A 25064-nucleotide genomic window follows, 5' to 3' on the forward strand; every position below is an offset into this window, starting at 1 on the left:
CGACACCGCCCCGCTGCTCACGACAGCACGAATCGCCGCCCCGCCGCTCACATCTGCACGAATCGCCGCGCCTCTCTCGAAACGGCCGATTCTGCTATATAAATACACCTTTGATACGCGTTCTCACACTCTCTCGGGCGTCCAAGGAACGAAACGTCGGCTACCTCCGGTACTTTTATATAGAATCGCAATCAACCTTTCTCTTGATTATGTCTCAGCAGATGGGTAACCAGCCCCTCATCATCATGTCCGAGGACTCGCAGCGTACCTCGGGGAAGGACGCACAGTCGATGAACATCACGGCCGGGAAGGCCGTCGCCGAGTCCGTACGGACCACACTCGGCCCGAAAGGGATGGACAAGATGCTCGTCGACGACGCCGGCTCCGTGGTCGTCACGAACGACGGCGTCACCATCCTCGAGGAGATGGACATCGAGCACCCGGCCGCCAACATGATCGTCGAAGTCGCCCAGACCCAGGAGGACGAGGTCGGCGACGGCACGACGACGGCGGTCGTCATCTCCGGTGAACTGCTGGGCAAGGCCGAGGACCTCCTCGACCAGGACATCCACGCCACCATCCTCGCACAGGGGTACCGCCAGGCCGCCGAGAAGGCCAAGGAGGCCCTCGAGGACATCGCCATCGACGTCGACGCCGACGACACCGAGATCCTCGAATCCATCGCCGCCACCGCCATGACCGGCAAGGGCGCCGAGAACGCGAAGGACACCCTCTCCTCGCTCGTCGTCAACGCCGTGCAGGCGGTCGCCGACGAGGACGGCGTCGACACGGACAACATCCAGCTCGAGACCGTCGTCGGCGGCTCCATCGACGAGTCCGAGCTCGTCGAGGGCGTCATCATCGACAAGGAACGCGTCCACGAGAACATGCCCTACGCCGTCGAGGACGCCAACGTCGCGCTCCTCGACACCGCCATCGAGGTGCCCGAGACGGAACTGGACACCGAGGTCAACGTCACCGACCCCGACCAGCTCCAGCAGTTCCTCGACCAGGAGGAACAGCAGCTCGAGGAGTACGTCGACAAGCTCGAGGACGCGGGCGCCGACGTCGTCGTCTCCCAGAAGGGCATCGACGACATGGCCCAGCACTACCTCGCCCAGCGCGGCATCCTCGCGGTCCGCCGCGCGAAGAAGTCCGCCATCAAGGCGCTCTCGCGAGCCACCGGCGGCCGCATCGTCTCCAACATCGACGACATCTCCGAGGACGACCTCGGCTTCGCGGGCTCGGTCGCCCAGAAGGACGTCGCCGGCGACGAGCGCATCTTCGTCGAGGACGTCGAGGACGCCAAGGCCGTCACGATGATCCTCCGCGGCGGCACCGAGCACGTCGCCGACGAGGTCGAGCGCGCCATCGAGGACTCGCTCGGCGTCGTCTCCGTGACGCTCGAAGACGGGCAGGTCCTCCCGGGCGGCGGCGCCCCCGAGGCCCACCTCGCGCTCGAACTGCGCGACTTCGCCGACTCCGTCGGCGGCCGCGAGCAGCTGGCCGTCGAGGCCTTCGCGGACGCCATCGACGTCGTTCCGCGCACGCTCGCCGAGAACGCCGGGCTCGACCCGATCGACTCGCTGGTCGACCTGCGTAGCCAGCACGACTCCGGCAACCACCAGGTCGGACTGGACGCCTACACCGGCGACACCGTCAACATGGTCGAGGAGGGCGTCGTCGAGCCCCTCCGCGTCAAGACCCAGGCAGTCGAGTCCGCGACGGAAGCGGCCGTCATGATCCTCCGCATCGACGACGTCATCGCTGCGGGCGATCTGAAGGGCGGCGGCACCGACTCCGGCGGCGACGAGGGCGGCCCCGGCGGCGCGCCCGGCGGCCCCGGCGGCGCCCCGGGCGGCATGGGCGGCATGGGCGGCGGCATGGGCGGCATGATGTAGAAGCCACTTTTTCTTGACCGGGTTTCCTCGCTCGCTTCGCTCGCTGCGGGAACCCGGTCAAGAAAAACTTGGGGAAAAAAGCCGCGACCTCACTCCGTTCGGTCGCGGTGAACCGCGCGCCGAAGGCGCGTGGATGCTTACCCGTCGACCCCCGAACCGCCTTCGACCGCTGCGGCCGGCTCCCGAGCCCATCTCCGCAGTTTCTTTCGTTCTCGACCGGTGAGCGACGGCGTCGTCGTTCGGCGTGTAGAAAGCTTATGCCGAGCTGACAACACCGTCCGGTATGCGGAATTCGTCGCTTACCGTCGCGCTCGTGGTGACTGCGGCGCTCGCAGGCTGTCTCGGCGGCACCCCGAGCGGCGCACCGGTCTCGGACGAGAACGCGACCGAGCGAGCGCTCGCCACCGAGGAGGCGTTCGTCTCGGAGCGCCTGTCGAACGCCACTTGCGTCGACGAGTGGGGGACCGATCCGACGGTGATAGACAGGGAGGCGGTCGTCACCGACCGGAGCGCCGACGCGCTGTCGGTGAACGTGACCCAGCCGTACTGGTACGGGACGGCGAGAGACGAGGCCGACGGCGCGTCGCGCGCCCGGTATCGCGTGACCGCGAACGCGACCGAGCGCGTCGGCGGCGACGAGTTGTCGCCGTGCTGATCACCGCAACACCTGCGCCCGAAGCGCGTCGACTACTCCGTCTCGAGTTCGAACTGCTCGTGTTCGGAGGCGGCGTTGAGCACGACGCTGGTGTTGGACTCTTTGATCTCGGGGTCGACCAGCAGCTCCTTGATGTGCTCGTTCATGCCGTCCGTGTCGGTGAACTTGCCGATGGCGATGATGTCGTAGTCGCCGGTGACCTCGTAGACGGAGGTCATCTGTTCGTGGTCGCGCAGGGACTCGGTGACCTCCGGGAGCGAACTCCCCTCGACTTTGAGCTGGAGGACGGCGGTCACGTCGTAGCCGAGCTTGTCGTAGTCGACCTTGGGGGTGTACCCCTCGATGATGCCGTCCTCTTCGAGGTCCGAGAGGTGGTTCGAGACGGTCGTCACCGACACGTCGAGGTCTTCGCCGAGGCTCCTGAGGCTCGCACGGCCGTCGCCCAGCAGCGCGTTTACCAACTTGCGGTCCAGATTTTCGTACGTCATTAGCCTCAGTAACTCTCCCCGGGCATTAGAATTTTACGAATATGCAATTCCGTGTCTCGAAGGGGAAGAATTGCGCAGATGGATAGGATTTTAATACTATGGGTATACCCTTCGGGTGTCGATAAACATGACAAGCGAAAACGCGCAACCCGACGGCGGTCTCTCTGCGGAGGCACAGGACGTGCTCGACGAGATAGAGGAGAAGAACGTCGACTTCCTGCGTCTGCAGTTTACGGACATTCTGGGGACGGTCAAGAACGTATCAGTGCCGGCCGACCAGGCGGAGAAGGCGTTCACCGAGGGCATCTACTTCGACGGGTCGTCGATCAACGGCTTCGTCCGCATCCAGGAGTCGGACATGCGTCTCGACCCCGACCCGTCGACGTTCGCCGTCCTCCCGTGGCGCAACGACGACGACAGCGCGGCCGGTCGCCTCATCTGTGACGTGATCGACACCTCCAGCGGCAAGCCGTTCGCCGGCGACCCGCGCGGCGTGCTCAAACGCGCCATCCAGCGCGCCGAGGACATGGGCTACGAGATCAACGCTGCGCCCGAACCCGAGTTCTTCCTCTTCGAGGAGGACGAAGAGGGTCGCGCGACGACGAAGACCAACGACGTCGGTGGCTACTTCGACCTCGCGCCCAAGGACCTCGCCCAGGACGTTCGCCGCGACATCATCTTCGGCCTCGAAGACATGGGCTTCGACATCGAGGCCTCTCACCACGAGGTCGCCGAGGGGCAACACGAGATCAACTTCACGTACGACGACGCGCTGTCGACGGCCGACAACGTCGCCACCTTCCGCTCGGTCGTCCGCGCCATCGCGGCCGAACACGACCTGCACGCGACGTTCATGCCCAAGCCCATCGCGCGGATCAACGGGTCGGGCATGCACACGCACTTCTCGCTGTTCCAGGACGGCGAGAACGCGTTCCACGACGACGACGACGAGTTCAACCTGAGCGAGGTCGCAAAGCAGTTCACCGCCGGTATCCTCGACCACGCCGAGGCGCTGTCGGCCGTCACCAACCCGACGGTCAACTCCTACAAGCGACTGGTCCCGGGCTACGAGGCGCCCGTCTACGTCGCCTGGTCCGACCGGAACCGCTCGGCGCTCATCCGCAAGCCGGCCGCGCGCGTCCCGGCCGCCTCCCGCATCGAGGCGCGCTTCCCGGACCCGTCGTGTAACCCGTATCTCGCCTTCGCCGCGCTCATCCACGCCGGACTCGACGGCATCGAGCGCGACCTCGACTGCGACGACCCGGTCCGCGAGAACATCTACGAGTTCGACGAGGAGAAACGCGACGAGTACGGCATCACCACGCTGCCGTCGAACCTCGGCGAGGCCATCGACGCCCTCGAAGCGGACGAGGTCATCCAGGACGCCCTCGGCGAGCACGTCTACGAGAACTTCACCGAGGCCAAGACCAAGGAGTTCGAGGAGTACATCGTCGAGGTCTCCCAGTGGGAACTCGACCAGTACCTCGAGACGTTCTGAGAGCTCGTCTCGCACTCGGTTCACGTCGCGCCCACGACGCTGCTCCGGGGCCTGACGCCTGCCGCAGGCCTGTCGCCCCACCGCGTTTTTCGCTTTCGCAGTCTGCGCTCCGTTTCCTCGCTCGACAGTTCCGGCTACCGACAGGTTACCGTCGCCTTTTTATCCACGTACGGGCTCTGTCCCCCCAACGGACGGAGTCGCCGCCACAGGCGACGGAGAACGTGTGAAGATACTCTCGTGTAACGCCGGCTACCTGCTCGACTACGACGGATCGCTCCGCGAATACGCGCTGAAACCCCACCGGGGGTTGCTCGGGAGCGACGCCGCCGAGGAGCGCGCCACCGAGCGCCTCGCAGACGTCATCGCCGACGAGTACCCCGACGTCGTCTGCCTCCTCGAGGTCGACCAGGGGTCGATGCGCACTATGACCGAAGGACAGGTCACTCGCCTCGCCGAGATGCTGACCGAACGGGGCCTGGACTACCACGCCCGCGCCGACGCCAAGTACGGCGACGGCAACGTCCTCGGCAACCTGCCCGTCCTCTCGCACCTCTCGAACGGCCTCCTCGTCCGCGACGACCTGGACGCCACCATCGAGGCCCACTACCTCGACACCGGCCCCAAACGGCTCGTCACCGAGGTCACCCTGAACGGCCTCTCCATCTTCGGCGTCCACCTCGCGATGAGCGGCCGCGGCCGACGCAAGCAACTCGACGAGATCGCCGCCATCGTCGCCGAGCGCGACCGCGTCGTCGTCTGCGGCGACTTCAACGCCTACGACGGCCTCGAAGAGGTCGAGTCGGCCCTCAGCGAGACCGGGCTCCTCCTCCACAACCCCGGCGAGACCGTCCCCAAGCGCCCGCTCGACAGCATCGTCTCCGAGACCCGGACGCTCGATTTCTTCCTCGCCTCGCCCGACATCGTGGTGACGCGCTGTGACGTGATCGACGTGCAGGTCTCCGACCACCGCCCCGTGGTCCTCGAATTCGAGGAGTGACAGACGGGGGGATCGACCGGTTGCGTTCCTGCTGTGGCGCGCGCTGTCGTCTCGGAATCGCTTGCGATTCCGAGGGCCGTCAGAGCTTGCTCTGACGTTGGCGCGTTTCATCGCGCGACAGTAGCCGTGCGAGGGATGAGCGACCGCAGGGAGCGAATCGGCTGGGGAGGCGTGAGGTGCGGTGTGGTTACGGTGCCGTCCCTGGTGGACTGAAAGGGCGAGGCGCGCTCGCACCGAAGGGGAGTCGCTGAACAGGCCCTATTCGAGGGAGCGAAAGCGACCGAGAATATCCTGTTCAGCGACCGCGAGCGGGCCGAGGGCTTTCAGCGCTTGCTGTCGCCCGCGGTCGAGACCATTCATAGCGAGCGGGCCGAGGGCTTTCCGCGCTTGCCGTCACCCGCGGCCGAAATAATTCATAGCGAGCGTCCAGTACACAGAGAGCGGCCACCCCTCGTACACAGATCGGTGGACACATGGACCACCGAAGAGCAATCCAGCACCATGAGTATCGACTGGCGGGCGCGGGCGAGCGAGGTGTGGACCGTCCCGAACCTGATCTCGCTCTCCCGCCTGCCGCTGGTCGCGGGCATCGTGTTCACGCTGAACTCCCCGCTGCGCTACGTCCTGTTCGCGCTCATCATCCTCTCGGACGGGATCGACGGCTGGGTCGCCCGCAAACTCGACCAGACGACGGAACTGGGCGCGCTGCTCGACCCCGCGCTCGACAAACTCACCGCGCTGGTCCTCGTCGCCGTGCTCTTCCCGCGGCTCGACCTCGCGGTCCCGTATCTCGCCCTCTTCTTCGCCCGCGACATCTTCGTCGTCTCGCTGGCGCCGCTCGTGCCGCTGTACGACTTCGACACGAGCAAGGTACAGGCGCGGCTCCCCGGGAAGGTCGTCACGAACCTGCAGTTCCTGGCGATGGTGGCGATGCTCGTGCCCGCGACCGCGGTCACGGAAGTCCTGCTGTGGGCGCTGGGGCTCGCGTCGGCCGTGGCGATCACCGACTACGTCGTCTTCGTCGGGCGAGAACTGAGCGACCGCGAGTGGGTCCACGACTGGCGCGGGTTCGCGGCCGCGACCGGCGCCGTCTTCGCGGCGTTCGCGCTGCTCGTGTGGCTGCTCCTGTTCGACCAGTTCCGCGACGCGATCGCCACGATCCTGTAGCGTTCTCGACGGACTCGCTCACTCGAACGCGGAGTCGACCGCTCGAACACCCGCCGGAAGCCGCTTAGCGGTAGGCGTTCATGGCGGCGAAGCGGTCGGGGTAGTCGCCGGCGGGGTGGGTGGGTTCGTCGCCGCCGAGGACCACGCGCTGGAACTTCTCGTAGGTGTTCTCCCAGCCCAGGTGGGCGAACTCGACGCGGCGCTTGAGGACGTGCGAGAGGCCGTCGCGGTGGTACATCCGTCGCGGGGCGCCCGAGCGCAGCGCGTCCACGAGGTCGGCGGCGGAGTCGATCGAGCGGTCGAACTCGACCCAGGCCTCGCCGATAGTGGGGGTGAGGTGGGCGTACGAGGAGAGGTAGGTCGGGAGGCCGCTCTCGCGTGCGATCTCGCGGGCGCGGCGGTCGTCCCACGGCCAGTGTTTCGGGTTGTACACCTCGACGGCGTGGATGTCGTCGGCGTAGGTCGCGATGTCCGCTTCGGTCATGCTGAGGGTGAGGAACTCGGGGTGGGGGACGAGGATCCCGGCGTCGTGGGCCGATATCTCGGCCATGGTGTCCTCGAGGGTGAGGAAGTCGGGGACCGGTTCGTCGGGGTCGACGGCGAGGACGTGCTTGCGGTCGGTCCAGGTGTCGGTGAAGTACTCCCGGCCGGGGACGACGAGCAGGTCGTCGTCGGAGAAGCGGGCGGCGCGCTCCCGGATCGTCGAGAGGTGGGTGAAGTGTGGCGCGTAGACGAGCGCGTCGAGGCCGACGGCCTTGGCCCGCTCGACGACTCCCTCGTCCAGAATCTTGACGTGGAGGTCGACGCGGGACTCACCGTCCATCGACGCGCCACCCGAATCCATGCCTGTGAGTTCGCGGGGCGGAGTTTAGTTATTTCGAACCGGCGAGAGACGAACGCAACCCCTGGCGGCCGAGGGGGCGTCCGTCGGCACTCGGCGGGGCCGGGGTCGGCTACCGGAACTTGCCGACGAGGTCGCGCAGGCCGGCGGCCTTGCGACCGGCGGCGAGGAACGAGCCGACGACGACCATGAAGACGTAGAGGCCGAGCGTGGAGAGCCAGATGACGAGCATGGCGGCGACGGCGGCCCAGCCCGCGAGATACCAGAAGGCGGCGACGGTCATGGCGGTCCCGTAGAGGAGGACGAGGTAGGGACCCCAGCCGGTGGCGTGACCGCGGCGCTGGCGCTTGCGAACGTAGCGACGGAGTTCGGCGCGGATGTCGTCCCGGTGGACCGTCTTCTCGTCGATGCGCTCCCGCAGGGCATCGAGTTCCGCACGCAACTCCTCGACCTCCTCGCCACGCTCGTCGCGGTTCGTGTCGGTTCCGGCCCCCGGGCCGGGTGTCGGTCCGGGGTCCGGGGACGCGCTCCGCTCGTCGTCCACCCCGGAGGCGTCGTCGTCGGCACCAGTGTCTGCAGTCATGGGCGCGTGTCTTTGGTCTCGCCTGGCTCCCTCTTGGTGTTGGTGGTCTCACGGCTCCGGTCGGCCAGCACCGCGTTGAGCGCCGCGCCCAGCAGGACGACGATACTCCCCACGTAGTACCACGTCACTAACAGCAACACGACCCCGAGCACGCCGTAGAGTTCGAACTGTCCGGCCATCCCCGCGTAGATCCGGAAGCCCGTCCCGAGGAGCGTCCAGCCGACGGCGGCGAACACCGTCCCCGGAAGCGCCTGACGGACGGTCCCGTCGGTGTCGGGGAAGACGTAGAACAGCGGGGCGAAGACGACGGTCAACACGACCACGAGCGAGACGGTGCCGAGAACGCCCGCGAACGCGACCCCCGAGTAGCTGACGAGCGTACCGACGACGACAAGCGCGGCCAGCCCGACCCCGACCGCGCCCAGCGCGACCACGGCGTCGCGCACACGACCGAGAAACGACGGCGCCGCCTCCGTCCCGTACACCCGCGAGAAGGCGATGTCGAGCCCGCGGAACACCTTGAGCGTACTCCACGCCAGCAGCGGGAGGCTGACCAGCGTCGCCGGCGCGCGCCCGGACGCGTCGACCAGCGTCGTCCGCAGCAGGTCCTGTCCGACCGGCGAGAGCGCGTCCCCGGTGACAGCGACGACCTCGCTGGCCAGGTCCTCGCCGCCGACCGCCGACGCGACGGCGAGTAGGAGCATCAGCGACGGCAGCAGGGAGACGAACGCGTAGTAGGCGATGCCCGCCGCCAGGAACGTCACCTCCCGCTCCTGGACGAGCGCGACCATCTCCCGCACGACGGCGACGCTCCCCCTGCCGACCGCCTGCGCCCGACCGTCCGCCGTATCCTCTTGCACGTCGTCGACTCCGGGTCAGCGACACTAATAGCCCCGGCTCTGGGTCGGTGAGTCGCGACTCTCGCCGTCGACCGCCGCGAGGGCGTCGGTGGCCGTGACGAAAGGACCAAGACGCGGCCGGCGTGACTCGAAGGTATGGATCCCTCGCTCGACGGGGCCGTGATGCGTGCGACGGTCGTGTTACTGGCTGGCGGCCTCTCGCTCGTCGCCGCCGGGACCGCGGGCGTCGGCGGTTCGTTCCTCCTCTTCGCCGCGCTCGCCGCGCTCGCCGTCGCGCTCCGCCTCGCCGCCGGGGCGCTCGACGACCCGTCCGACGACGGCCTCGGCCTCCACACGGTCGCGACCGACCTCTGGATCGGGCCGGCGCTCGCCGCCGCGCTCGTCGCCCTCCAGCTCGACGCCACGGCCGGCGAAGTGCAGGCCCTTGGCGGCCTCGTCGGCATGCTGAACTACTTCCTCAGACCGCTCTACCACCTCGTCTACGCGCTCGCGCGCCGCCTCGGAGTCGCCTGACCCGGGCAGTGCCGGCCCCCGATCAGTCCCCGATCGCGGCCGCACGGATCTCGGCCACGTCGGCGTCGGTCTTGAACGTCGTCCCGCCGTAGTGCGTCCGCGAGGCCGCGTGACCGGCGTCGCGGAGCCGGTCGAGGAACTCGTCCATCGCCGTGGCGCCGACTCCCCAGCGCTTCGAGAGGCGGTGCTGGTCGTAGTGAGTCGGTTCGTCGAGTTCGGCGCCGACCGTCTCGCAGAGGTCGCGGGCCTGCTCGGCGGTGCCCATGCCGTCGTCCACGGCGTCGCGGACCGCCTCGGTGAACGCGCGGTCGCGGATCGGCCCGAGCCAGATCGGACCGGCCGTCTGGATGCCCTCGCCGCACTCGGGACACCAGTCGATCGGGTCGGCGATCAGCCCGCGGGTCGCCTCGCGATACAGACAGTGCTCGCAGTGGTCGACGTAGCCCAGCTCCTCGATCAGCGCGTCGGCCGCCTGCGCGCCCGAGTCCAGGCGGAGGTACGTCCGCGCGTAGTGTTTCGTCGCGTGACTGAAGACGGGCTCGGCGGCCAGGTCGTAGCGCGCCGCCGTTCTGACGAGCGCCGACAGCAGGACGCGCAGCCCCATCTCGGCGTGGTACTCGGTGTTGCGCGGCACCGTCGAGTAGTGACGCACGCCGCTCTCGAAGTGCGCGCCGCACAGCGGCGCGGTGTCCGTCGCGGTGATGGCGACCAGTCGCGTCGCCCCGCGGAAGGCGGCGTCGGCGAAGGGGATCGGCGTCCCGAAGGGGTCGATATCGACCACGTCGAAGGTTCCCTCGTGCATCACGGCGTTGGCGTCGCGGTGGACCACGTCCCCGTCGAGGTCGTTGCGCGCGAGGTTCTCGCGACACAGGTCGACGGCGTCGGGGTCCACGTCACACAGCGTCGCGTCGTACCCCTCGGCGGCCGCGCGGACGCCGCGGACCCCCGAAGCGGCGTTGGCGTCGAGGTAGCTCGGCGTCCGGTCGCCGTCGCGGCTCGCGGGTCGTTCCTCCCCGCTCGCTCTGTTCGAGGACTCGCTTCGCTCGTCCTCGCGCTCGCCCTCCAGCGCCCGCAGGACGGCGACGGTCAGGTCGCGGTTCAGCTCCTGGACGGGGTTGAAGAAGACGCCCTCGCCCACGCCGGCGTCGGCCTGCTCGGGCACCTCGACCTCGACGTTCCCCTCGGTGACGCGCATACCCGCACCTGTCCAGCGAACGCGAAAAGCCATGCGTTCTCGCGTCGGACGGGGCCGGTCCCCGGCGGCCCCGGTCGCTCCCTCGCGGGCCACACTGACGGGATCGCTGTCCGTACTCGCGGTACTCCGGTCGTACCGGCCCCACGCACCGAACTTGTTTAGTTCGGGTGTGCCCAACGGGAGGTATCGTGAACGCGGTCGACCGCTGGGAGGCCGTGCTCGCCGACACGGGGGAACTCACTCCCGACGCCGTCGACGGCATCCTCGACGCCCACGGTGAGCGCGGCGCCCGCGCCATCGAGGCCGTCTCCGAGCGGCGCGTCAAGGAGTACCGCGACTTCACCGTCGTCGTCGGCTACGACGAGGAGTACGTCGTCGAAGACGACTCCTGTGACTGCAAGGACGCCGAGTACAACCTCGACGACGACGACCCCGAGCAACTGTGCTGGCACGCCATCGCCGTCCGCGTCGCCCGCGCCATCGACGCCCTCGACCACCACGACATGTGGTACTCCGACGTCCGGGAGTTCCTTTGACCATCTTTTTGCGACCATCTTTTTCCCGCTCGGGTGTCCTCGGCGCGCTTCGCGCGCCTGCGGGCACCCTCGCGGCAAAAACATGGTCTCGTCGAGCGGAGCGAGACGAGGCTCGGAAGTCGCAGCCGCGAGCGAAGCGAGCGGATCGTCTTCCGGTGGTGAAAAAGGGCCGGAACCTCGCTTCGCTCGGTTCCGGTGAACCGGCTCGGCGCTCCGCGCCTCGCCGGATGCTCCCCGCTCCGCCAAAGCCACCGCTCCGCCTCCGCTTCCCGCTCCGCCACAGCCACCGCTCCGCCTCCGCTTCCCGCTCCGCCACAGCCACCGCTCCGCCTCCGCTTCTCGCTCCGCCACAGCCACCGCTCCGCCTCCGCTCCCCACCACAGCCACCGCCCCGCTCACCGCCGCTTCCCCGAAACTCTTGGGCCGTCCGTCCTTTGGGGGCGCTATGCAGACGCCCGTCGACTTTCTCGCCGATCTGGCTGTCGGGACGGTAAACGAACTCGCGGCGGCGCTCAGGGCCGCAATCCCCCGACTCGTGATGGCCATCATCTTCGTCTCGCTCGCCTACGTCGCGATCAAGGTCGTCCTGGCGGTCGTCCGCCGGTTCCTCGACAGGGTCTACCCCACCGAACAGGACCTCATCGCGCAACTGTGGGTAACCATCGTCGGCATTTTCCTCTGGTTCGGCGCCGCGCTCGTCCTCCTGAACATCCTCGGACTGGGCGCTATCGCGGCGAGTCTCGGCACCGCGACGGGCTTTCTCGCGCTCGGCGTCTCCTACGCCCTCTCGGAGATGATCGAGGACGCCGTCGCGGGTGTGTACCTCCTGCAGGACCCCGACTTCAACCCCGGCGACCGGATCACCACGCAGTCGATGACGGGCACGGTCAGCGCTATCGAACTCCGCAAGACCCGGTTCGAACTCGACGAAGGGGACACCGTCGTCCTCGCCAATCGCGAGGTGGAGAAACGCTGGACGAAAGAGATGGACGCGTGACGACCGACCCGGGGACCGTCGCTCAGTCGCGGACGGCCGCCCGCTGGTCGGGGATCAGGTCGAACGCCTCGTTCGTGTCGCCGAGCACCAGCAGCGCGTAGTACCGCAGGTACGTGATCACCGGCACCTGCACGAACGCGGCGACGGCGATGATCGCGAGGGCGAACAGGATACCGACGACGACGAACGCCGCGATGCCGACGGGCGCGGCGAGGACGAACAGCCCGAACGCCAGCGCGGCCAGCACGCCGAAGGGGATCAACAGCAGGACGGCGATGATCGCGGTGACGACGCCGACCAGGCCGCTGCCGACGACGCCGAGGATGAACGCGACGACGATGTACGCGAGGTACTCGGTCCACTGCCCGGTCAGCGTCGGCCAGAAGCGCCGCCAGCCGGACAGCACGCCGCAGTCCTCGACCATCATCACCGGAACGACGAACGCGGTGGTGAACCCGCCGACGACCGCGGCGACGAGCGCGATCGCGACGAACGCCGGGACCAGCAACAGCGCGAGGAGGACGGCCGCTGTGCCGCCGTCGTCGAGCGCCAGCGGCACGAAGACGAGCGCCGCGAGGAGCGCCACCGCCGCCAGGACCGCCAGCCCGACGACCAGTCGAAACCCGAAGAGGCGCAGTCCGCGCCGGAAGTACCGCCGCCAGTAGGCGCGGATCCGGACTCGCTCCTCGCGGAGCGACTCGACGAGGACGAACTCCATCACCGACCCGACGAGCAGGAGGACCAGTGCGAGCGCGACCGCGGCGACGACCGCGACGGCGATCGCGATCCACGCCTCGACCGGGATGTCGACCGCCCCGTCGACCGGTCCGCCGGGCATCGGCTGTTCGTCGGTGGGTCCGCCCCCGCCGAACTGGGCACCGCCCGCGTTCGCAGTCGGGAGGCCGACGAACAGCCCGATCAGTGCGAGCTTCGCCCACCGCGTCCGGTCGACGGGTCGGAGGAACGCGCCGGTCGCCCGATACGCGTCGTCGATCGCATCGAGTGCGGCCAGTGACATGTCTCATCGTCCGCGCGAGGTGAGAAAAGTATGCGTCGGGTAGCCGGCGCGTAGCGCGTCCGTATCGCGCCGTAACCCTCGGTTATTCCGCTCGGAGTTCGAGCCGGTAGCGGACGGTCGGCTGCCCCTCGAAGGTCGGGCCGGCGCCGGTGTGCTCGAAGCCAGCGTCCTCGGCGGCGTCGCGCGTCTCGCCTTCGTCCTCCGGGACGAGCAACTCGACGGCCATCCCCTCCGACTCGGCGAAGCGTATCGGTTCCTCGAGGAGTCGGTCGCGCACGGCCGGCGTGCCCTCGAGTTGCGTGATGTGGACCGTCTCCGACTGCGCGTCGTAGCTGACGAACCCCGTTATCTCCTCGTCGTCGGTCGCGACGCGGACGGTCCGGTCGTGGACCAGGTTCCGCATCACGTCCTGCGGGGAGCCGGTGAGTTCCGCCAGCCGGTCCGCGTCCGCCTCGACTGCGTCCCGGATGTCCATACCCGCCACCATGCCCTCTGCGCCATTAAATCCACGCCTAGGAGTGGCCGCGGTTCGGTGTGGTCGATCTGGTGTCGTGTGTCGAGTGGCCGGCCCGACAGCGACCGAGACGACAGCGACCACAAACAGCGTGAAAGCCCCCGACCGCTCCGGTCCCGGGACTTGCTGCGCCCTTCGGTCGCTTCGCTCCCTGCAGTGCTTGCTACGTCCGGGTTCCCGGAGCGGTCGGCCCCTTTCATACCCACCCGTGTCGGCCGATGGGCCTGTCTGTGCGGGTGGGAATGAAAGGGGCGACCGTTTCGGTGAAGGAAGCCGACACAAGCACCGCAGCGTAGCGAGGAGCGCAGCGAGGCTCCCGAGCCGAAACGGTCGGGGCTTTCACGCTGTTCTCGCAAGTGCTGTCTCCTGCGGTCGCTGTACGCTCGTCCCCAACTACTCGGAGCACCCAAACCGTTTACTCCGAACCGCTCGAAGCGCGGGCGTGAGCGAGAACGACCGCGCCTGCTGCGGGCCGGGACGCGACACCGACGACTCCACCGCGAGCGCCGCCAGAAACCACGCCTCCGACGTCGACTGGCGCACCGAACCCGCGACCGACGACGACGAACGAACGAACCGGATGGTCCGCGTCGACGGCGGGTCCTTCCGCATGGGCACCGACGACGACGTGGGCTTCGCGGAGGACGGCGAGGGGCCGGCCCGCGAGGTCACCACCGACCCGTACTACATCGACCGCTACGCCGTCACGAACGCCGAGTTCCTGGCGTTCGTCCGCGAGACGGACTACACGACCGACGCGGAGCGATTCGGCTGGTCGTTCGTCTTCGAGGACTTCGTCGCCGAGGCCGACCGCGAACACGTCCGGGACCGGGTCCCCGGCGCGGAGTGGTGGGCGGCCGTCGCCGGCGCCGACTGGTTCCACCCGCGGGGCCCGAGTTCCAGCGTCGTCGACGCCGATATCCTCACGCACCCGGTCACGCACGTCTCGTGGTCCGACGCGGCGGCGTACGCGGACTGGGCGGGCAAGCGCCTCCCAACGGAAGCCGAGTGGGAGCGGGCCGCCCGCGGCGGCCGCGAGGGGACGCGCTTCCCGTGGGGCGACGAACTCGAACCCGACGGCGAACACCGCTGTAACGTCTGGCAGGGCGACTTCCCCGAGCACAACACCGGCGACGACGGCCACCTCGCGACCGCGCCGGTCGACGCCTACCGGCCGAACGACTTCGGACTCTACGACGTCTGCGGCAACGTCTGGGAGTGGTGTCGCGACTGGTTCAGCGCCGACCACCACACCACCGACGCCTACGACCCCGAGAACCCCACCGGTCCCGAGACGGGCGATGAGCGGGTGATGCGGGGCGGCTCGCACCTCTGTCACGAGTCGTGGTGCAACCGCTATCGGCTCGCCGCGCGGTCGAAGAACGACCCCGAGAGCTCGACTGGGAACATCGGCTTCCGCTGTGTCGTCGACGCCACGTAACCCGACCGGCTGTCGGATCTCGGATAGAAATCCCGTTCGCAAAGTGTTGAAGTCGTCCCCGACTGTCAGGTCGAGTGATGACGGGGTCCGACCCTGAAGCCTCCGCCCCGAGTATCGCCTCCTCCAGACGAACGCTCCTCCGCGCCGTCGCCGGGCTCACGCTGGCCGGCGGACTCGCGGGCTGTAACGACGGTACCGGCGGGTCGACCGACACGCTGACGCCCGGATCGGAAGGGGCCGAAACCACGACTCGAAATCCATCGCCGAGGGTGACGCAGACACTGACACAGACACCGACGCCGACGATGACGGCACCACCGACGGAGACGCCGACTCCCACGCCAGCGGGGACGCCGACAGCCACTGCGACTGCCACGGCCACCGCGACGGCGACTGCGACAGTCACCGCGACGGCGACGCCCGCGGGCCGTGAGACGGCTCGCGAGTTCGTCGCCGAACTCCGTGGGGGCGAGTTCGACGCCGCCCACGCCCGCTTCTCCGCCGACCTCGCGCGGGAGATGCCCCGTTCGACGCTCGAACGCTACTGGCTCGGGCTCACTGCCCAGCACGCGGCCGTCGAGTCGGTCGGGAGCGTCGAGACCGACACCCGCGACGGGTCCGAGACGTTCGTCGTCCCCCTCGACTGCGCACAGGGGTCTCAGCCCGTCGAGACGGTCGTCGACGGCGAGGGACAGATATCGGGCCTCTGGTTCCCCGGCGAGTACGAGTCGCCGGAGTACGTCGACGAGTCGGCGTTCACCGAGCGGACGCTGACGCTCGAACCGGAGGGGTGTTCGCTCCCCGCGACGCTCTCCGTGCCCGCCGACAGTTCGGGGACGTCGACTGCCACGGCGACCGCGACTGCTACGGAGGCCAGCGCCGCCGCCACCGCGACGGCGACCGACACGGCAACGGCGACCAGCGCCGACACCGACGCGGACGCCGTCCCCGGCGTCGTCCTCGTCCACGGCAGCGGCGCCCACGACCGCGACGAGACCATCGGGCCGAACGAGCCCTTCCGCGACCTCGCGCAGGGCCTCGCCAGTCGCGGCGTCGCGGTCCTGCGCTACGAGAAGCGCACTCGCGCCTGCGAGGTGCCCCGCGCCGAGTGGTCCATCGACGACATAATCGTCGACGACGCGGTCCACGCGCTGGGCGTCCTCCGCGAACAGGAGGAAGTCGAACCCGACAGAACGGTCGTCGCGGGCCACAGCATCGGCGCGACGTGCGTCCCGCGCATCGCCGAGCGCGACGGCGCAGTGGCCGGCGGCGCCCTCCTCTCCGGGAACGCCCGGCCGTTCACCGAGGTGTACCCCGAACAGGTGCGACACATCTTCGAGGTGCAGGGCGGCCTCTCGACCCGGGAGCAACAGCAACTCTCGGCGGTGGAGCGGCTGATGTCCGCCGTCGAGGACGGCTCCGTGGCGGACGACCGGCAGATCGGGCCGCTCCCCGGCATCTGGTGGAAGACCCTCTTCGAGTACGACCAGGTCGCGACGGCCAACCGCGTCGACGCGCCGCTCTTTCTCGCTCACGGCGGTCGGGACTTCCAGATCCCGATCGACCCGGCGCTGTCGGGCTGGCGGGAGGGCCTCGACGACCCCGACGTCCACCGTTTCGAGCGCTATCCCGATCTCTCGCACCTGTTCCAGCCCGGCACGACTCCCTCGCTGTCGACGGAGTACGCCTTCCCGGACAACGTCGCGCGCGAACTGGTCGCCGACCTGGCCGACTGGGTGACCGGGCTGTAGCCGCCGATGGATTTGTGCCCGTCGGCGGCGAACCGTCGCGCATGCGACGGGTCCCCACCCGTGTGACGCGGCCGTGAGTCCGCCCGACGAGGGCGGGGCCGACGGCACGACCGACGCCGACGGCGGCGAGTCCGGGGCGCCGGCGGGAGCGATGCACGTCGATCCGGCGGCGGCGTTCGCGTCGCTCTCCGACCCGCTCCGGGTCGACATCCTCCGGGCACTCGCCGCGTTCCACCGCGAAGCCGGGCCGGACTCCGTGGGCTTCGCCGACCTGCGCAGGCGCGTCGACGTGCGCGACTCCGGGCGCTTTCGCTACCACCTCAACGAACTCCGCGACCACTTCGTCGAGAAAGCCGACGGCGGGTACCGACTCACCCACGCCGGCCTCGAAGTCGTCGCCGCCATCCTCGCGGGCACGTACACCGGCCGCGGGTCGATGGAGCCCGAACCCCTCGACAGCGACTGCTCGGTGTGTGGCTCTCCCGCGGTGGCGACCTACGAGAACGGCGTCTGCGCCGTCGTCTGCGAAGCCGGTCACCCCCTCTTCCACTGGTCGCTCCCGCCGGCCGCGGCCGCCGACGCGACGCTCCCCGAAGTCGTCTCGCTCACCGAACTGTTCGCCCGCCAGGCCATCGAGCGCGCGCTGGCCGGCGTCTGCCCGAAGTGCTCCGGCCCGGTCGACCCCGCCGTCGTCGCCGGCTCTGACGACACCGACCCCGACGCCGACGCCGACGGAGAGGAACCCTCCCCGAGACTCCGCGTCCGCTGTGACACCTGCGGCGCCCGCCTCGTCGGCCCGGTCGGTTTCTGTCTCCTCGTCGACCCCGCCGTCGCCGCGTTCTACCGCCGCCACGACCGCCCGCTGGACGAGCTACACGTCTGGGAACCCGCGTTCGTCGACGGCGACGCAGTCTCCGTGGCCGACACTGATCCCGTGCGCATCGACGTCGACGTCTCGCTCGACGGCGACGCGCTCGCCGTCTCGGTCGACGACTCGGGGTCGGTGTCGGTCCGCGATTCGTGACAGTTCTCGAATAGAAATCCCGTTCGCCGAGCGCTGAAGTGGGTCCCTGCGGTAGCCACACGTATGAGTGTGAACAGCTCCGAATCCGAGCGCTCGAGCCTGTTCGCCGAGGCGAAGTCGATGGCGGCCTCGCCGTTGCTGTACATCGGTGCGATAACCGTCGTCTTCGGTCTCGAGATCGCCGAGCTACTCCCGCTCTCGAACACCCTCACGGCGCTCGCGCTCCTCCCCATCGCGCTCGCGCTGCTGTACGGGCAACTGACGCTCCTGGCGCTGGCGCGCCGTCGCGGCTACGTCGGAGGGTGTCGATGACCGGGCTCGACTGCCGGTGGCAGGGGCAGCGGCAAGAGCAGCGGCCGAGCGTCGAAGCGACCGACGCGGCGACGGCTCCGTGACCATGTACGCCGACCCGGATCCCGAGTGCGACGACGACGCGTGGGGACGAGTGCGAGCGGTGGGCGTCCCGGTCGCCGTCGCCGCCGCGTTCGCCGGGGTCTACGTCGCGACCTACGGGTTCGACCGCTACCTCGACTACACCGCGATGCTCGGCCCGCGCGGGGACGTGCTCCAGTTCGCCCTGCTGGCGGGGGTTGTGGTCCTCCACGGCGCGGTCCACGCCGTCGCCTACGCGCTGCTGGGTGAGGGCTCCTGGCGCGACGTGACCGTCGACGCGTCGCTGTTCCCCGGCGGACTCGATCCCGTCCGCGTAGCCGTCCTGCCCGCCGGGCCGATCCGCCGCTCGGCCTATCTCGTCGGCGTCGCCGCGCCCGGCGTGATTCTGGGCGTGGTGCCTGCGATGTGGGCGCTCGCCACCGGCAACCCGCTGGCGCTGTTCGTCGGCCTCGTCGGCGTCCTCTCGGCCGGTTCGGACGTGAGCGAGTCGCTCGACGCGATTCGCCACCCCGACGTCGTGAGCGACCGGGAGTTCGTCTCGTCCTGACGGCCCTCGCTCGGCCGTTCCGGGGCTCCCGGCGCTCGGACCCGCTACTCCTCGAACGTCGCGGCCCCGAACCCGTCGTCGACGTCGACGATCTCCCCGGTCGTGTAACTCGCCGCGTCGCTCGCCAGATAGATCGCCGCGCCCGCTATCTCCTCGGGCCGGCCCAGCCGTTCCTGTGTCGTCCGGTCCCTGATCGTCTCGAAGCGTGGCTCTCCCTCGGTGTAGGTCCCCTGCGTCTGCTCGCTGACGATAAATCCCGGCCGGACGGCGTTGACCCGAATCTCGGGGCCGAGTTCCTCCGCCGCGACCCTGACGAGCGTGTCCAGCCCGCCCTTCGCCACCGAGTAGGCCGCGAGGTTCGGGATCGCGCTCGTCGCCGACGCCGACGCGACGTGGAGGATCGATCCCTCGTCCATCGCCTCGGCGAAGACCTGTGTCGCCCGATAGGCCCCCTTGAGGTGCACGTCGAAGACCTCGTCCCACTGCTCGTCGCTGACGGCGTCGATAGACTCGCGGGCGATGTAACTCGGCGCGTAGACGAGGATATCGATGGAACCGAACTCGGCTTCGACCGCGTCGCGGAGCGCGGTGATTTCGTCGCGCTCGGTCGCGTCGCAGGTCCGTTCGAGCGTCTCGGCGCCGCGGTCGCGGATCTCCTCGGCCGTGCGCGCGACGCGGTCCTCACTGCGGGAGGTCGCGACCACGTCCGCGCCCTCCGCGGCGAACCCGAGCGCGATAGCCCGACCGATCCCGCTCGTCGCCCCGATCAGCACTGCCGTCTTCCCGTCGACCGTGACCGGCGTGTGGGTGTAGTCCAGTGGCATCGATCTGTAGTCGGGACGGCGGGACTTGGTGGTTCGTCTCCCGGAGAATCGGGAGCCGCATCGATCGCCGTTGGTGGTGAGCGCCGAAAGCCCTCCACCTGATCGCTACGAGTCGTCTCGCCCGCACTCGACGATGAGCGCCGAAAGCCCTCGGCCCGCTCGCTAGCAGTTATTTCGACCGCGCTCGACGGCAAGCGACGAAAGCCCTCGGCCCGCTCGCTAGCAGTTATTTCGACCGCGCTTGACGATGAGCGACGAAAGCCCTCGGCCCGCTCGCGATCGCTGAGTGGGATATCCGCGCTCGGACAACCGCACCACCCCGCACTCGCGCGGATAGTGCCCGCTCAGGCGACTGAACTGAACGCGAGCGGGCCTCGCCCTTTCAGTCCACCAGGGACAGCAACCGCCCCGCACAGCACTGCAGACGACCACACACCTCCCCAGCCGATTGCGTTACTCGTCGCTGCGCTCCTGCGTTACTCATCCCTCGCGCGGCTTCGTCGCGCGCACGAGAGCGCGCTCCAGCGCGCGCCACGACGGAAGATCCGCGGCAGAAACGGACGATGCAGGCTATCGAGAGCTACCGATTCAGCGAGTGGACGGCCTTCCCGAGCGCGTTGGCGCAGGCCTCGCGGACGGCCTCGGAGAGGGTCGGATGGGTGTGGACGGTGGCGGCCACGTCTTCGAGTTGCGCGCCCATCTCGATCCCCAGGGCGAGTTCGCCGATCAGTTCGGAGGCCTCGGGCGCGACGACCTGCGCGCCCAGCAGGAACTCGCTGTCGGCGTCCCCGACGACGCGGACGAACCCCTCGTCCTCGCCGTGCGTGAGCGCGCGGCCGTTCGCCCGGAGCGGGAACTGGCCGACGATCGGGTCGAAACCGGCTTCTTCGGCTTCCGCCTGGGTCATCCCGACGGTGCCGATCTCGGGGTCGGTGAACACCGCGGCGGGGATGGCCTGATGGTCGAGCGCGGCGGGTTCGCCGGCGACGACCTCCGCGGCGACTTCGCCTTCGGCCATCGCCTTGTGGGCCAGCATCGGTTCGCCGGCCACGTCGCCGACGGCGAGGACGTGATCCACGTCCGTCCTGGCCTCGTGGTCGGTCTGGAGGAAGCCGTTCTCGTCGGGTTCCAGCCCGACGGCGTCGAGATCGAGCGTGTCCGTGACCGGTCGGCGACCGACGGCGACCATGCACGTCTCGGCGCCGAACTCGGAGACCTCGCCGTCCTCGTTCTCGGTGAGGACCGTCACGCCCTCGCCGGCTTCCTCCCACTCCGTCGCGGCCTGGCCGAAGTAGAAGTCGATACCCAGGTTCTCCGCGCGGTCGCGGACCACGCGGGCCACGTCGTCCTCGTAGCCGGGGAGCACGTCGTCCAGCATCTCGACGACGGTCACGTCGCAGCCGAGCTTCTGGTAGACGGTGGAGAGCTCCATCCCGATGTAGCCGGCGCCGACGACGACCATGCTCTCGGGGACGGCGTCGAGCGCGAGGGCGTCGCGCGAGGAGAGCACGTGCTCGCCGTCGAACTCGAAGCCCGGCACCTCGATGGGTTTCGAGCCGGTCGAGACGATGGCGTGTTCGAACTCGATGGTCTCCGAGCCCTGCCCCTCGCCGCCGTGGACGATGCGCGCCTTGTTCTCGCCGGCGAACTCCGCGCGGCCCTCGACGAGGTTGACGCCCGCCGCTTTGCAGAGCTTCTCGACGCCGCCGGTGAGCTGGTCGACGACGCCGTCTTTCCATTCGACCATGCCCTGTAAGTCGACGGCAGGATCGGCGTAGATACCCATCTCCTCGGCGTGGCCGGCGTCGTGGGCCACGTCCGTCGCCGAGATCATCGCCTTGGAGGGGATACAGCCGTAGTTCAGACAGGTCCCCCCGTAGGCGTCCTTCTCGACGAGGGTCACGTCGAGGTCGAGCTGTCCGGCGCGGATGGCGGCGACGTAGCCGCCCGGCCCCGCGCCGATGACCAGTACGTCGGTTCCAGTAGTGACGTCTCCGACGACCATCTGTTACTCGATCGGTCGTCCTGACGTGGTTTAACTGTGGCGAGCGAGCGGGCGGTGGCGACGCGAACCGGTGACCGGCGGCGGCCCCCGGTCAGATCACGTTCACGTGACCGTCGGAGACGAACTCGCACTCCTCGCTCGGGTCGAACGTGATCTCGAGCTGGTGGGTCACGACCATCCCGCCGATGATCTTCGCGGCCTCCTCGGGGTCCATGTCGGGGTCGGCGCTGTTGACGTCCTGCGCGACGACGTAGTATCGCCACATCCCGAGTCGCGCGTCCTTTCGCCGGAAGTCGAACTCGCCCGTGTAGACGCCGTCGTCGGGCTTCTGGTCGGGGTCGATGCCGTCGTCCTGGAGCACGAACCGCTCGTACTCGCCGTTCGGACCGGCGAGGATACACTGGACGAACAGCTCGTCCCCGGTCACCTGGTTCCCGTCCTCGTCGAAGAACTCCGCCTCGACGACGAAGCGCTCTTGCTGGCCCGTGTCGACGACGTCGGGCGCGCGGACCTCGTAGCGCGAGAGGACGTGCTGGTTCGTGTTGGTCTCGCTGACGCTGTGGGTGTACGTCCCGCCGGTCGTCTGGCGGGTGTACGTCCACTTCACGTCGGCGGCGAACGGCCGACCGAGCGCGACGGGCTCCCCGTAGGAGATCGCGGCGTCGAGCCGCTCGCCCGTGGTCTGTTCGCCGGCGCCCGGGTCGGTGTTGTCCTGGCCGCGCCGGAACGGGTCCCGGTCGTCGGAAAGGACGGCAGCGGTCGCCGCCGCCGCCGCGGCCGCGACCAGGCCCGCCACCAGGTAGCTACTGCTCCCGCCCGACGCGCTGACTCCACAGCAGTCTTCGTCCCCGTCTGCACCGCCGCCACCGCCGCCACCGCCGCCACCGACGATCACGGTCCCGCCCTCCTGTGACGCGGCGATCGCGGCGGCGATCAGGAGGACGACCGCGATGATACACAGGACGATCTTCCACCAGGGGTCCTGGAACGGGAGGTCGCCGTACTTCCCGTCGTAGGGCGGCGTCGGCTCGACACCGATCGACAGCTCCTCGGGGAGGTACCCCGGCGGGCAGAACTCGAAGTCCGCCTCGTGACCCTCGAACTCCTGCAGGTATTCGATCACGTCCGGTCGTCCGTCGACGCGGGTCTGCTCCGGTCTGTCCCTGTCCGGCGTCCGGCAACAGCGATCCCGTGGCTCGACCATGTCCGTGAACTGGACCTCCATGGTCCCTTCCGGCGTCTCCGCGCCGAACGTGAGCGTGTTCGGGTCGAAGTTCACCCGCGTGACGAATATCTTCTCGATCATCCGGGTCCGATCGCCGCCGCTCTCGGCCACGAAGCTGACGTAGTGCACGCCGGGCGAGACGGCGCTGAAGTCGGCCTCCCAGGACACCTGTCGTGAGGCGCCACTCGAGAGCCCGGACACCTCGTGCGTCCGGGGCGACACGGTGAGCACCGGCGTCGAGGCTCCCTCGACGTACACGTTCACGCTGGTCGACGAGTTGCCGACGTTCCGCAGGTGGACGTTGATGTTCTGGGTCCCGATCGACGTCTCGAAGATGCCGTCAGGGAGCATGAGGCCGGTGATCTGTTCGGTCGCGAACGGTCGGTTGGGGATAGTGACGTGCGTCATCGGTTCGCCTCCGTGACGAGGACGGTCAGTCCGCCCAGCGGTCGGTCGCGGTCGGTGCGTCGGTCGCTCCGGAGCGTGACGTTCACGAGCGCGGCCTCGCCGTCGAGTCGCCCGACGAGCGAGAAGCCGGTCTGTCGCTCCGCGTCGAGTTCGAGGTCGCCGATCCGCTCCTCGGCGTCGACGTCGTCGAGGTCGGGACACGGCTCGTCCACGAACCCGAGGTCCTCGACGGCCCCCTCCTCGGGCAGTTCGAACTCGGGTCCGAACAGCGATTCGAGCCCCCGGACCGACTCGAAGTCGACCTGTTCGGCCCTCAGGCTGAACGTCTGGGGAACGCGTTCAGCGTTGTGGACCTCGAACGCGAACGAGAACCGGTACTCCATCGACTCCAGCGCCTGTACGATCGTGAGGTTCCGCTGTGCGACTTGCTTATCCGCCGGGACGTCGAAGGACGCACTCGGCCCCAGCGGGTCGAGCGTCTCGTGAAATGCCTCCGCTAGCAGGCACACGTGCCCTTCGTTGACGAACTGCGGCAGCCACTGTGTCAGACACAGCACCTCGGATGTCTCACCCGGATCTAGAGTGACGAACGACGTCCCGATCTGGGTCGCTGTCGTCCGGTCGAAGCCGACGGCCGGGTTCGCCCAGTAGAACCTGACGACGGCGTTCTCCGCTCGCTCCGTCCCCTCGTTGTGTACTCGCGCCCAGACGTAACACGGTTCACCGACGACAGGCGTCCCGGGAGTCCCCTGCGGGTCGCCGCCCGGGACGGTCCAGATGTCGTGGCTCGCCCACCACGGACTTCCATCGTGTATCGACAGTTCTACCGGCATATGTGTATGGAATTATATATTTGAAAGACAGTTAGTAACCACGTCGCTACCGGGCGCCGTCGCCGGGTAAGTCGGGCCTATCGACGCGGTTCGCTCCTGGGTCCGTCTCCACTCCACCTCGAATAGATTCCCGCCGACGAGTTTGGCAACGCAAGCGTCTTATACAGGAACGGTCAGGCGCAACTAAGGGCGAACCGACATGGACCGAAGTCAGGCGGCCGACCCGGACGACGCGCCGGAGGATCCGATCTGCCAGCGCGTGTTGAGCGACTCGGCGTACGACACCGTCCAGGTCGAACGCTTCTCTCACTTCAAACAGCCCGTGCCGCGGAAGCTCCTGATCCAGTGTGCGCTGATCGGCGCGCTGGCGCTCACGCTCCCGGTCTACGCGCTCTTCCCCGCGGACGCCGCCACGTATCTCCCGACCGTCGATCCGACGACGGCGTCCCCGACGATCATCCTGATGGGGCTGTTCGCGCTCGTCATCGAACTCGGGGCGGCGGCGCTCCTGCTCGGCGTCGTCCTCTATCGAGTTCGCCACGAACCGCTCACCGAGGACCAGGCGATCAGCCTGTTCAACACCGAGACGTACGCGACCTACCTCGGGTTCGGGACGGGCGGGCTCGCGACCGCCGTCATGCTCGCGCTGTTCGCGCTCGGCCTCGGCGGCGAGTCGACGCTCGGCGCGTACGTCCACGCGATGGACGGCGCGAACCCGTTCCGCGCGAGCGGACTCGGCGTCACGGTCGACGTGTTCGCGACTGTCGCGCTCGCCGGCGCGCTCGCCGTCTACGTCGCACGGGCCTACGCCGCCTCGCGCCTCGCGACGCTGGAGTAGGCCGCGGTCTCA

The 25064-nt window shown here is 68.8% G+C and carries 25 protein-coding genes; 14 read left to right on the plus strand and 11 right to left on the minus strand.

Annotation, left to right across the window (positions count from 1 at the left end):
* Window positions 1–221: 221 nt before the first annotated feature.
* On the plus strand, window positions 222–1901 hold the full coding sequence (gene thsA, locus D1409_RS07980) for a thermosome subunit alpha (RefSeq protein ID WP_123535817.1): 1680 nt from the start codon (window positions 222–224) through the stop codon (window positions 1899–1901).
* A gap of 283 nt (window positions 1902–2184) precedes the next feature.
* Entirely contained in the window at window positions 2185–2556 is a 372-nt protein-coding gene (locus D1409_RS07985) for a hypothetical protein (protein ID WP_123535819.1), read from the plus strand.
* Between the two features lie 32 nt (window positions 2557–2588).
* Here the strand turns inward: D1409_RS07985 and lrp are convergent, their stop codons facing one another.
* On the minus strand, window positions 2589–3044 hold the full coding sequence (gene lrp, locus D1409_RS07990) for an HTH-type transcriptional regulator Lrp (RefSeq protein ID WP_123535820.1): 456 nt from the start codon (window positions 3042–3044) through the stop codon (window positions 2589–2591).
* Between the two features lie 127 nt (window positions 3045–3171).
* On the opposite strand from lrp, the gene glnA reads away from it, so the two are divergent.
* The 3 genes from glnA (at window position 3172) to D1409_RS08005 (ending at window position 6706) form a co-directional block, all read left to right on the plus strand.
* Window positions 3172–4542, plus strand: coding sequence for a type I glutamate--ammonia ligase (glnA, locus tag D1409_RS07995; RefSeq protein WP_123535823.1), 1371 nt, complete (start codon window positions 3172–3174; stop codon window positions 4540–4542).
* Window positions 4543–4765: 223 nt separating this feature from the next.
* The gene (locus tag D1409_RS08000) at window positions 4766–5539 is read left to right on the plus strand and encodes an endonuclease/exonuclease/phosphatase family protein (protein ID WP_123535825.1); all 774 of its coding nucleotides are present in this window, start codon (window positions 4766–4768) and stop codon (window positions 5537–5539) included.
* Window positions 5540–6040: 501 nt separating this feature from the next.
* Complete coding sequence (locus D1409_RS08005) at window positions 6041–6706, plus strand: CDP-alcohol phosphatidyltransferase family protein (protein WP_123535827.1); 666 nt, start codon at window positions 6041–6043, stop codon at window positions 6704–6706.
* Between the two features lie 64 nt (window positions 6707–6770).
* On the opposite strand, the gene D1409_RS08010 is transcribed toward D1409_RS08005, so the two are convergent.
* The 3 genes from D1409_RS08010 to D1409_RS08020 form a co-directional block, all read right to left on the minus strand.
* Window positions 6771–7529 (minus strand): PHP domain-containing protein, encoded by a 759-nt coding sequence (locus D1409_RS08010; RefSeq protein WP_164471605.1) that lies wholly within the window; start codon window positions 7527–7529, stop codon window positions 6771–6773.
* 130 nt (window positions 7530–7659) lie between these two features.
* A complete protein-coding gene (locus D1409_RS08015) occupies window positions 7660–8130 on the minus strand; it encodes a ribonuclease BN (protein WP_123535831.1) in 471 nt (156 codons plus the stop codon).
* Window positions 8127–8990 carry a YihY/virulence factor BrkB family protein gene (locus D1409_RS08020; protein WP_123535833.1) on the minus strand — a complete coding sequence of 288 codons (864 nt, stop codon included), beginning with the start codon at window positions 8988–8990 and terminating at the stop codon, window positions 8127–8129. The genes D1409_RS08015 and D1409_RS08020 overlap by 4 nt, the downstream gene beginning before the upstream one ends.
* A 135-nt stretch (window positions 8991–9125) precedes the next feature.
* On the opposite strand from D1409_RS08020, the gene D1409_RS08025 reads away from it, so the two are divergent.
* On the plus strand, window positions 9126–9503 hold the full coding sequence (locus D1409_RS08025) for a hypothetical protein (RefSeq protein WP_123535834.1): 378 nt from the start codon (window positions 9126–9128) through the stop codon (window positions 9501–9503).
* 22 nt (window positions 9504–9525) lie between these two features.
* On the opposite strand, the gene D1409_RS08030 is transcribed toward D1409_RS08025, so the two are convergent.
* A complete protein-coding gene (locus D1409_RS08030; protein ID WP_123535836.1) occupies window positions 9526–10698 on the minus strand; it encodes a tRNA (guanine(26)-N(2))-dimethyltransferase in 1173 nt (390 codons plus the stop codon).
* Window positions 10699–10886: 188 nt separating this feature from the next.
* Between D1409_RS08030 and D1409_RS08035 the strand changes: the two genes are divergently transcribed.
* A complete protein-coding gene (locus D1409_RS08035) occupies window positions 10887–11234 on the plus strand; it encodes a hypothetical protein (protein WP_123535838.1) in 348 nt (115 codons plus the stop codon).
* A 445-nt stretch (window positions 11235–11679) separates the two neighbouring features.
* On the plus strand, window positions 11680–12231 hold the full coding sequence (locus D1409_RS08040; RefSeq protein ID WP_123535840.1) for a mechanosensitive ion channel domain-containing protein: 552 nt from the start codon (window positions 11680–11682) through the stop codon (window positions 12229–12231).
* Between the two features lie 22 nt (window positions 12232–12253).
* Here the strand turns inward: D1409_RS08040 and D1409_RS08045 are convergent, their stop codons facing one another.
* Both D1409_RS08045 and D1409_RS08050 read right to left on the minus strand, forming a co-directional pair.
* A complete protein-coding gene (locus D1409_RS08045) occupies window positions 12254–13249 on the minus strand; it encodes a DUF7544 domain-containing protein (RefSeq protein ID WP_123535841.1) in 996 nt (331 codons plus the stop codon).
* Between the two features lie 82 nt (window positions 13250–13331).
* Complete coding sequence (locus D1409_RS08050; protein WP_123535843.1) at window positions 13332–13724, minus strand: hypothetical protein; 393 nt, start codon at window positions 13722–13724, stop codon at window positions 13332–13334.
* Window positions 13725–14205: 481 nt separating this feature from the next.
* On the opposite strand from D1409_RS08050, the gene D1409_RS08055 reads away from it, so the two are divergent.
* The 5 genes from D1409_RS08055 (at window position 14206) to D1409_RS08075 (ending at window position 18919) form a co-directional block, all read left to right on the plus strand.
* A complete protein-coding gene (locus D1409_RS08055) occupies window positions 14206–15204 on the plus strand; it encodes a formylglycine-generating enzyme family protein (protein ID WP_206425003.1) in 999 nt (332 codons plus the stop codon).
* Between the two features lie 77 nt (window positions 15205–15281).
* Window positions 15282–16955: an alpha/beta hydrolase gene (locus D1409_RS08060; RefSeq protein WP_123535845.1), complete on the plus strand. Its 1674-nt coding sequence runs from the start codon at window positions 15282–15284 to the stop codon at window positions 16953–16955.
* Between the two features lie 73 nt (window positions 16956–17028).
* Window positions 17029–17979 (plus strand): winged helix-turn-helix domain-containing protein, encoded by a 951-nt coding sequence (locus D1409_RS08065; RefSeq protein ID WP_235853528.1) that lies wholly within the window; start codon window positions 17029–17031, stop codon window positions 17977–17979.
* A 63-nt stretch (window positions 17980–18042) separates the two neighbouring features.
* The gene (locus D1409_RS08070) at window positions 18043–18291 is read left to right on the plus strand and encodes a hypothetical protein (protein ID WP_123535847.1); all 249 of its coding nucleotides are present in this window, start codon (window positions 18043–18045) and stop codon (window positions 18289–18291) included.
* Between the two features lie 16 nt (window positions 18292–18307).
* Window positions 18308–18919, plus strand: coding sequence for a DUF3267 domain-containing protein (locus tag D1409_RS08075; RefSeq protein WP_164471606.1), 612 nt, complete (start codon window positions 18308–18310; stop codon window positions 18917–18919).
* 44 nt (window positions 18920–18963) lie between these two features.
* On the opposite strand, the gene D1409_RS08080 is transcribed toward D1409_RS08075, so the two are convergent.
* The 4 genes from D1409_RS08080 to D1409_RS08095 form a co-directional block, all read right to left on the minus strand.
* Window positions 18964–19743 (minus strand): SDR family NAD(P)-dependent oxidoreductase, encoded by a 780-nt coding sequence (locus D1409_RS08080; RefSeq protein ID WP_123535851.1) that lies wholly within the window; start codon window positions 19741–19743, stop codon window positions 18964–18966.
* 580 nt (window positions 19744–20323) lie between these two features.
* A complete protein-coding gene (lpdA, locus tag D1409_RS08085) occupies window positions 20324–21748 on the minus strand; it encodes a dihydrolipoyl dehydrogenase (RefSeq protein WP_123535853.1) in 1425 nt (474 codons plus the stop codon).
* A gap of 91 nt (window positions 21749–21839) precedes the next feature.
* Window positions 21840–23381, minus strand: coding sequence for a choice-of-anchor X domain-containing protein (locus D1409_RS08090; RefSeq protein ID WP_123535855.1), 1542 nt, complete (start codon window positions 23379–23381; stop codon window positions 21840–21842).
* Window positions 23378–24214: a hypothetical protein gene (locus tag D1409_RS08095; protein WP_123535857.1), complete on the minus strand. Its 837-nt coding sequence runs from the start codon at window positions 24212–24214 to the stop codon at window positions 23378–23380. Before D1409_RS08095 ends, D1409_RS08090 begins: the two co-directional genes overlap by 4 nt.
* Before the next feature lie 199 nt (window positions 24215–24413).
* On the opposite strand from D1409_RS08095, the gene D1409_RS08100 reads away from it, so the two are divergent.
* Window positions 24414–25052, plus strand: a complete 639-nt coding sequence (locus tag D1409_RS08100; protein ID WP_123535859.1) for a hypothetical protein — start codon at window positions 24414–24416, stop codon at window positions 25050–25052.
* Window positions 25053–25064 lie beyond the last annotated feature (12 nt).

It is taken from the genome of Halosimplex salinum (genome assembly GCF_003730195.1).
Classification (GTDB): Archaea; Halobacteriota; Halobacteria; order Halobacteriales; family Haloarculaceae; genus Halosimplex; species Halosimplex salinum.

Bases quoted from the DNA above. Each gene is read 5' to 3' on its own strand.
- D1409_RS08060 (WP_123535845.1), top strand. From the start codon at position 15,282: ATGACGGGGTCCGACCCTGAAGCCTCCGCCCCGAGTATCGCCTCCTCC.
- D1409_RS08015 (WP_123535831.1), bottom strand. From the start codon at position 8,130: ATGACTGCAGACACTGGTGCCGACGACGACGCCTCCGGGGTGGACGAC.
- D1409_RS08045 (WP_123535841.1), bottom strand. From the start codon at position 13,249: ATGTCACTGGCCGCACTCGATGCGATCGACGACGCGTATCGGGCGACC.
- D1409_RS08080 (WP_123535851.1), bottom strand. From the start codon at position 19,743: ATGCCACTGGACTACACCCACACGCCGGTCACGGTCGACGGGAAGACG.
- D1409_RS07985 (WP_123535819.1), top strand. From the start codon at position 2,185: ATGCGGAATTCGTCGCTTACCGTCGCGCTCGTGGTGACTGCGGCGCTC.
- D1409_RS08100 (WP_123535859.1), top strand. From the start codon at position 24,414: ATGGACCGAAGTCAGGCGGCCGACCCGGACGACGCGCCGGAGGATCCG.
- D1409_RS08040 (WP_123535840.1), top strand. From the start codon at position 11,680: ATGCAGACGCCCGTCGACTTTCTCGCCGATCTGGCTGTCGGGACGGTA.
- D1409_RS08005 (WP_123535827.1), top strand. From the start codon at position 6,041: ATGAGTATCGACTGGCGGGCGCGGGCGAGCGAGGTGTGGACCGTCCCG.
- glnA (WP_123535823.1), top strand. From the start codon at position 3,172: ATGACAAGCGAAAACGCGCAACCCGACGGCGGTCTCTCTGCGGAGGCA.
- D1409_RS08095 (WP_123535857.1), bottom strand. From the start codon at position 24,214: ATGCCGGTAGAACTGTCGATACACGATGGAAGTCCGTGGTGGGCGAGC.
- D1409_RS08030 (WP_123535836.1), bottom strand. From the start codon at position 10,698: ATGCGCGTCACCGAGGGGAACGTCGAGGTCGAGGTGCCCGAGCAGGCC.
- thsA (WP_123535817.1), top strand. From the start codon at position 222: ATGGGTAACCAGCCCCTCATCATCATGTCCGAGGACTCGCAGCGTACC.
- lpdA (WP_123535853.1), bottom strand. From the start codon at position 21,748: ATGGTCGTCGGAGACGTCACTACTGGAACCGACGTACTGGTCATCGGC.
- D1409_RS08070 (WP_123535847.1), top strand. From the start codon at position 18,043: ATGAGTGTGAACAGCTCCGAATCCGAGCGCTCGAGCCTGTTCGCCGAG.
- D1409_RS08010 (WP_164471605.1), bottom strand. From the start codon at position 7,529: ATGGACGGTGAGTCCCGCGTCGACCTCCACGTCAAGATTCTGGACGAG.
- D1409_RS08090 (WP_123535855.1), bottom strand. From the start codon at position 23,381: ATGACGCACGTCACTATCCCCAACCGACCGTTCGCGACCGAACAGATC.
- D1409_RS08025 (WP_123535834.1), top strand. From the start codon at position 9,126: ATGGATCCCTCGCTCGACGGGGCCGTGATGCGTGCGACGGTCGTGTTA.
- D1409_RS08050 (WP_123535843.1), bottom strand. From the start codon at position 13,724: ATGGACATCCGGGACGCAGTCGAGGCGGACGCGGACCGGCTGGCGGAA.
- lrp (WP_123535820.1), bottom strand. From the start codon at position 3,044: ATGACGTACGAAAATCTGGACCGCAAGTTGGTAAACGCGCTGCTGGGC.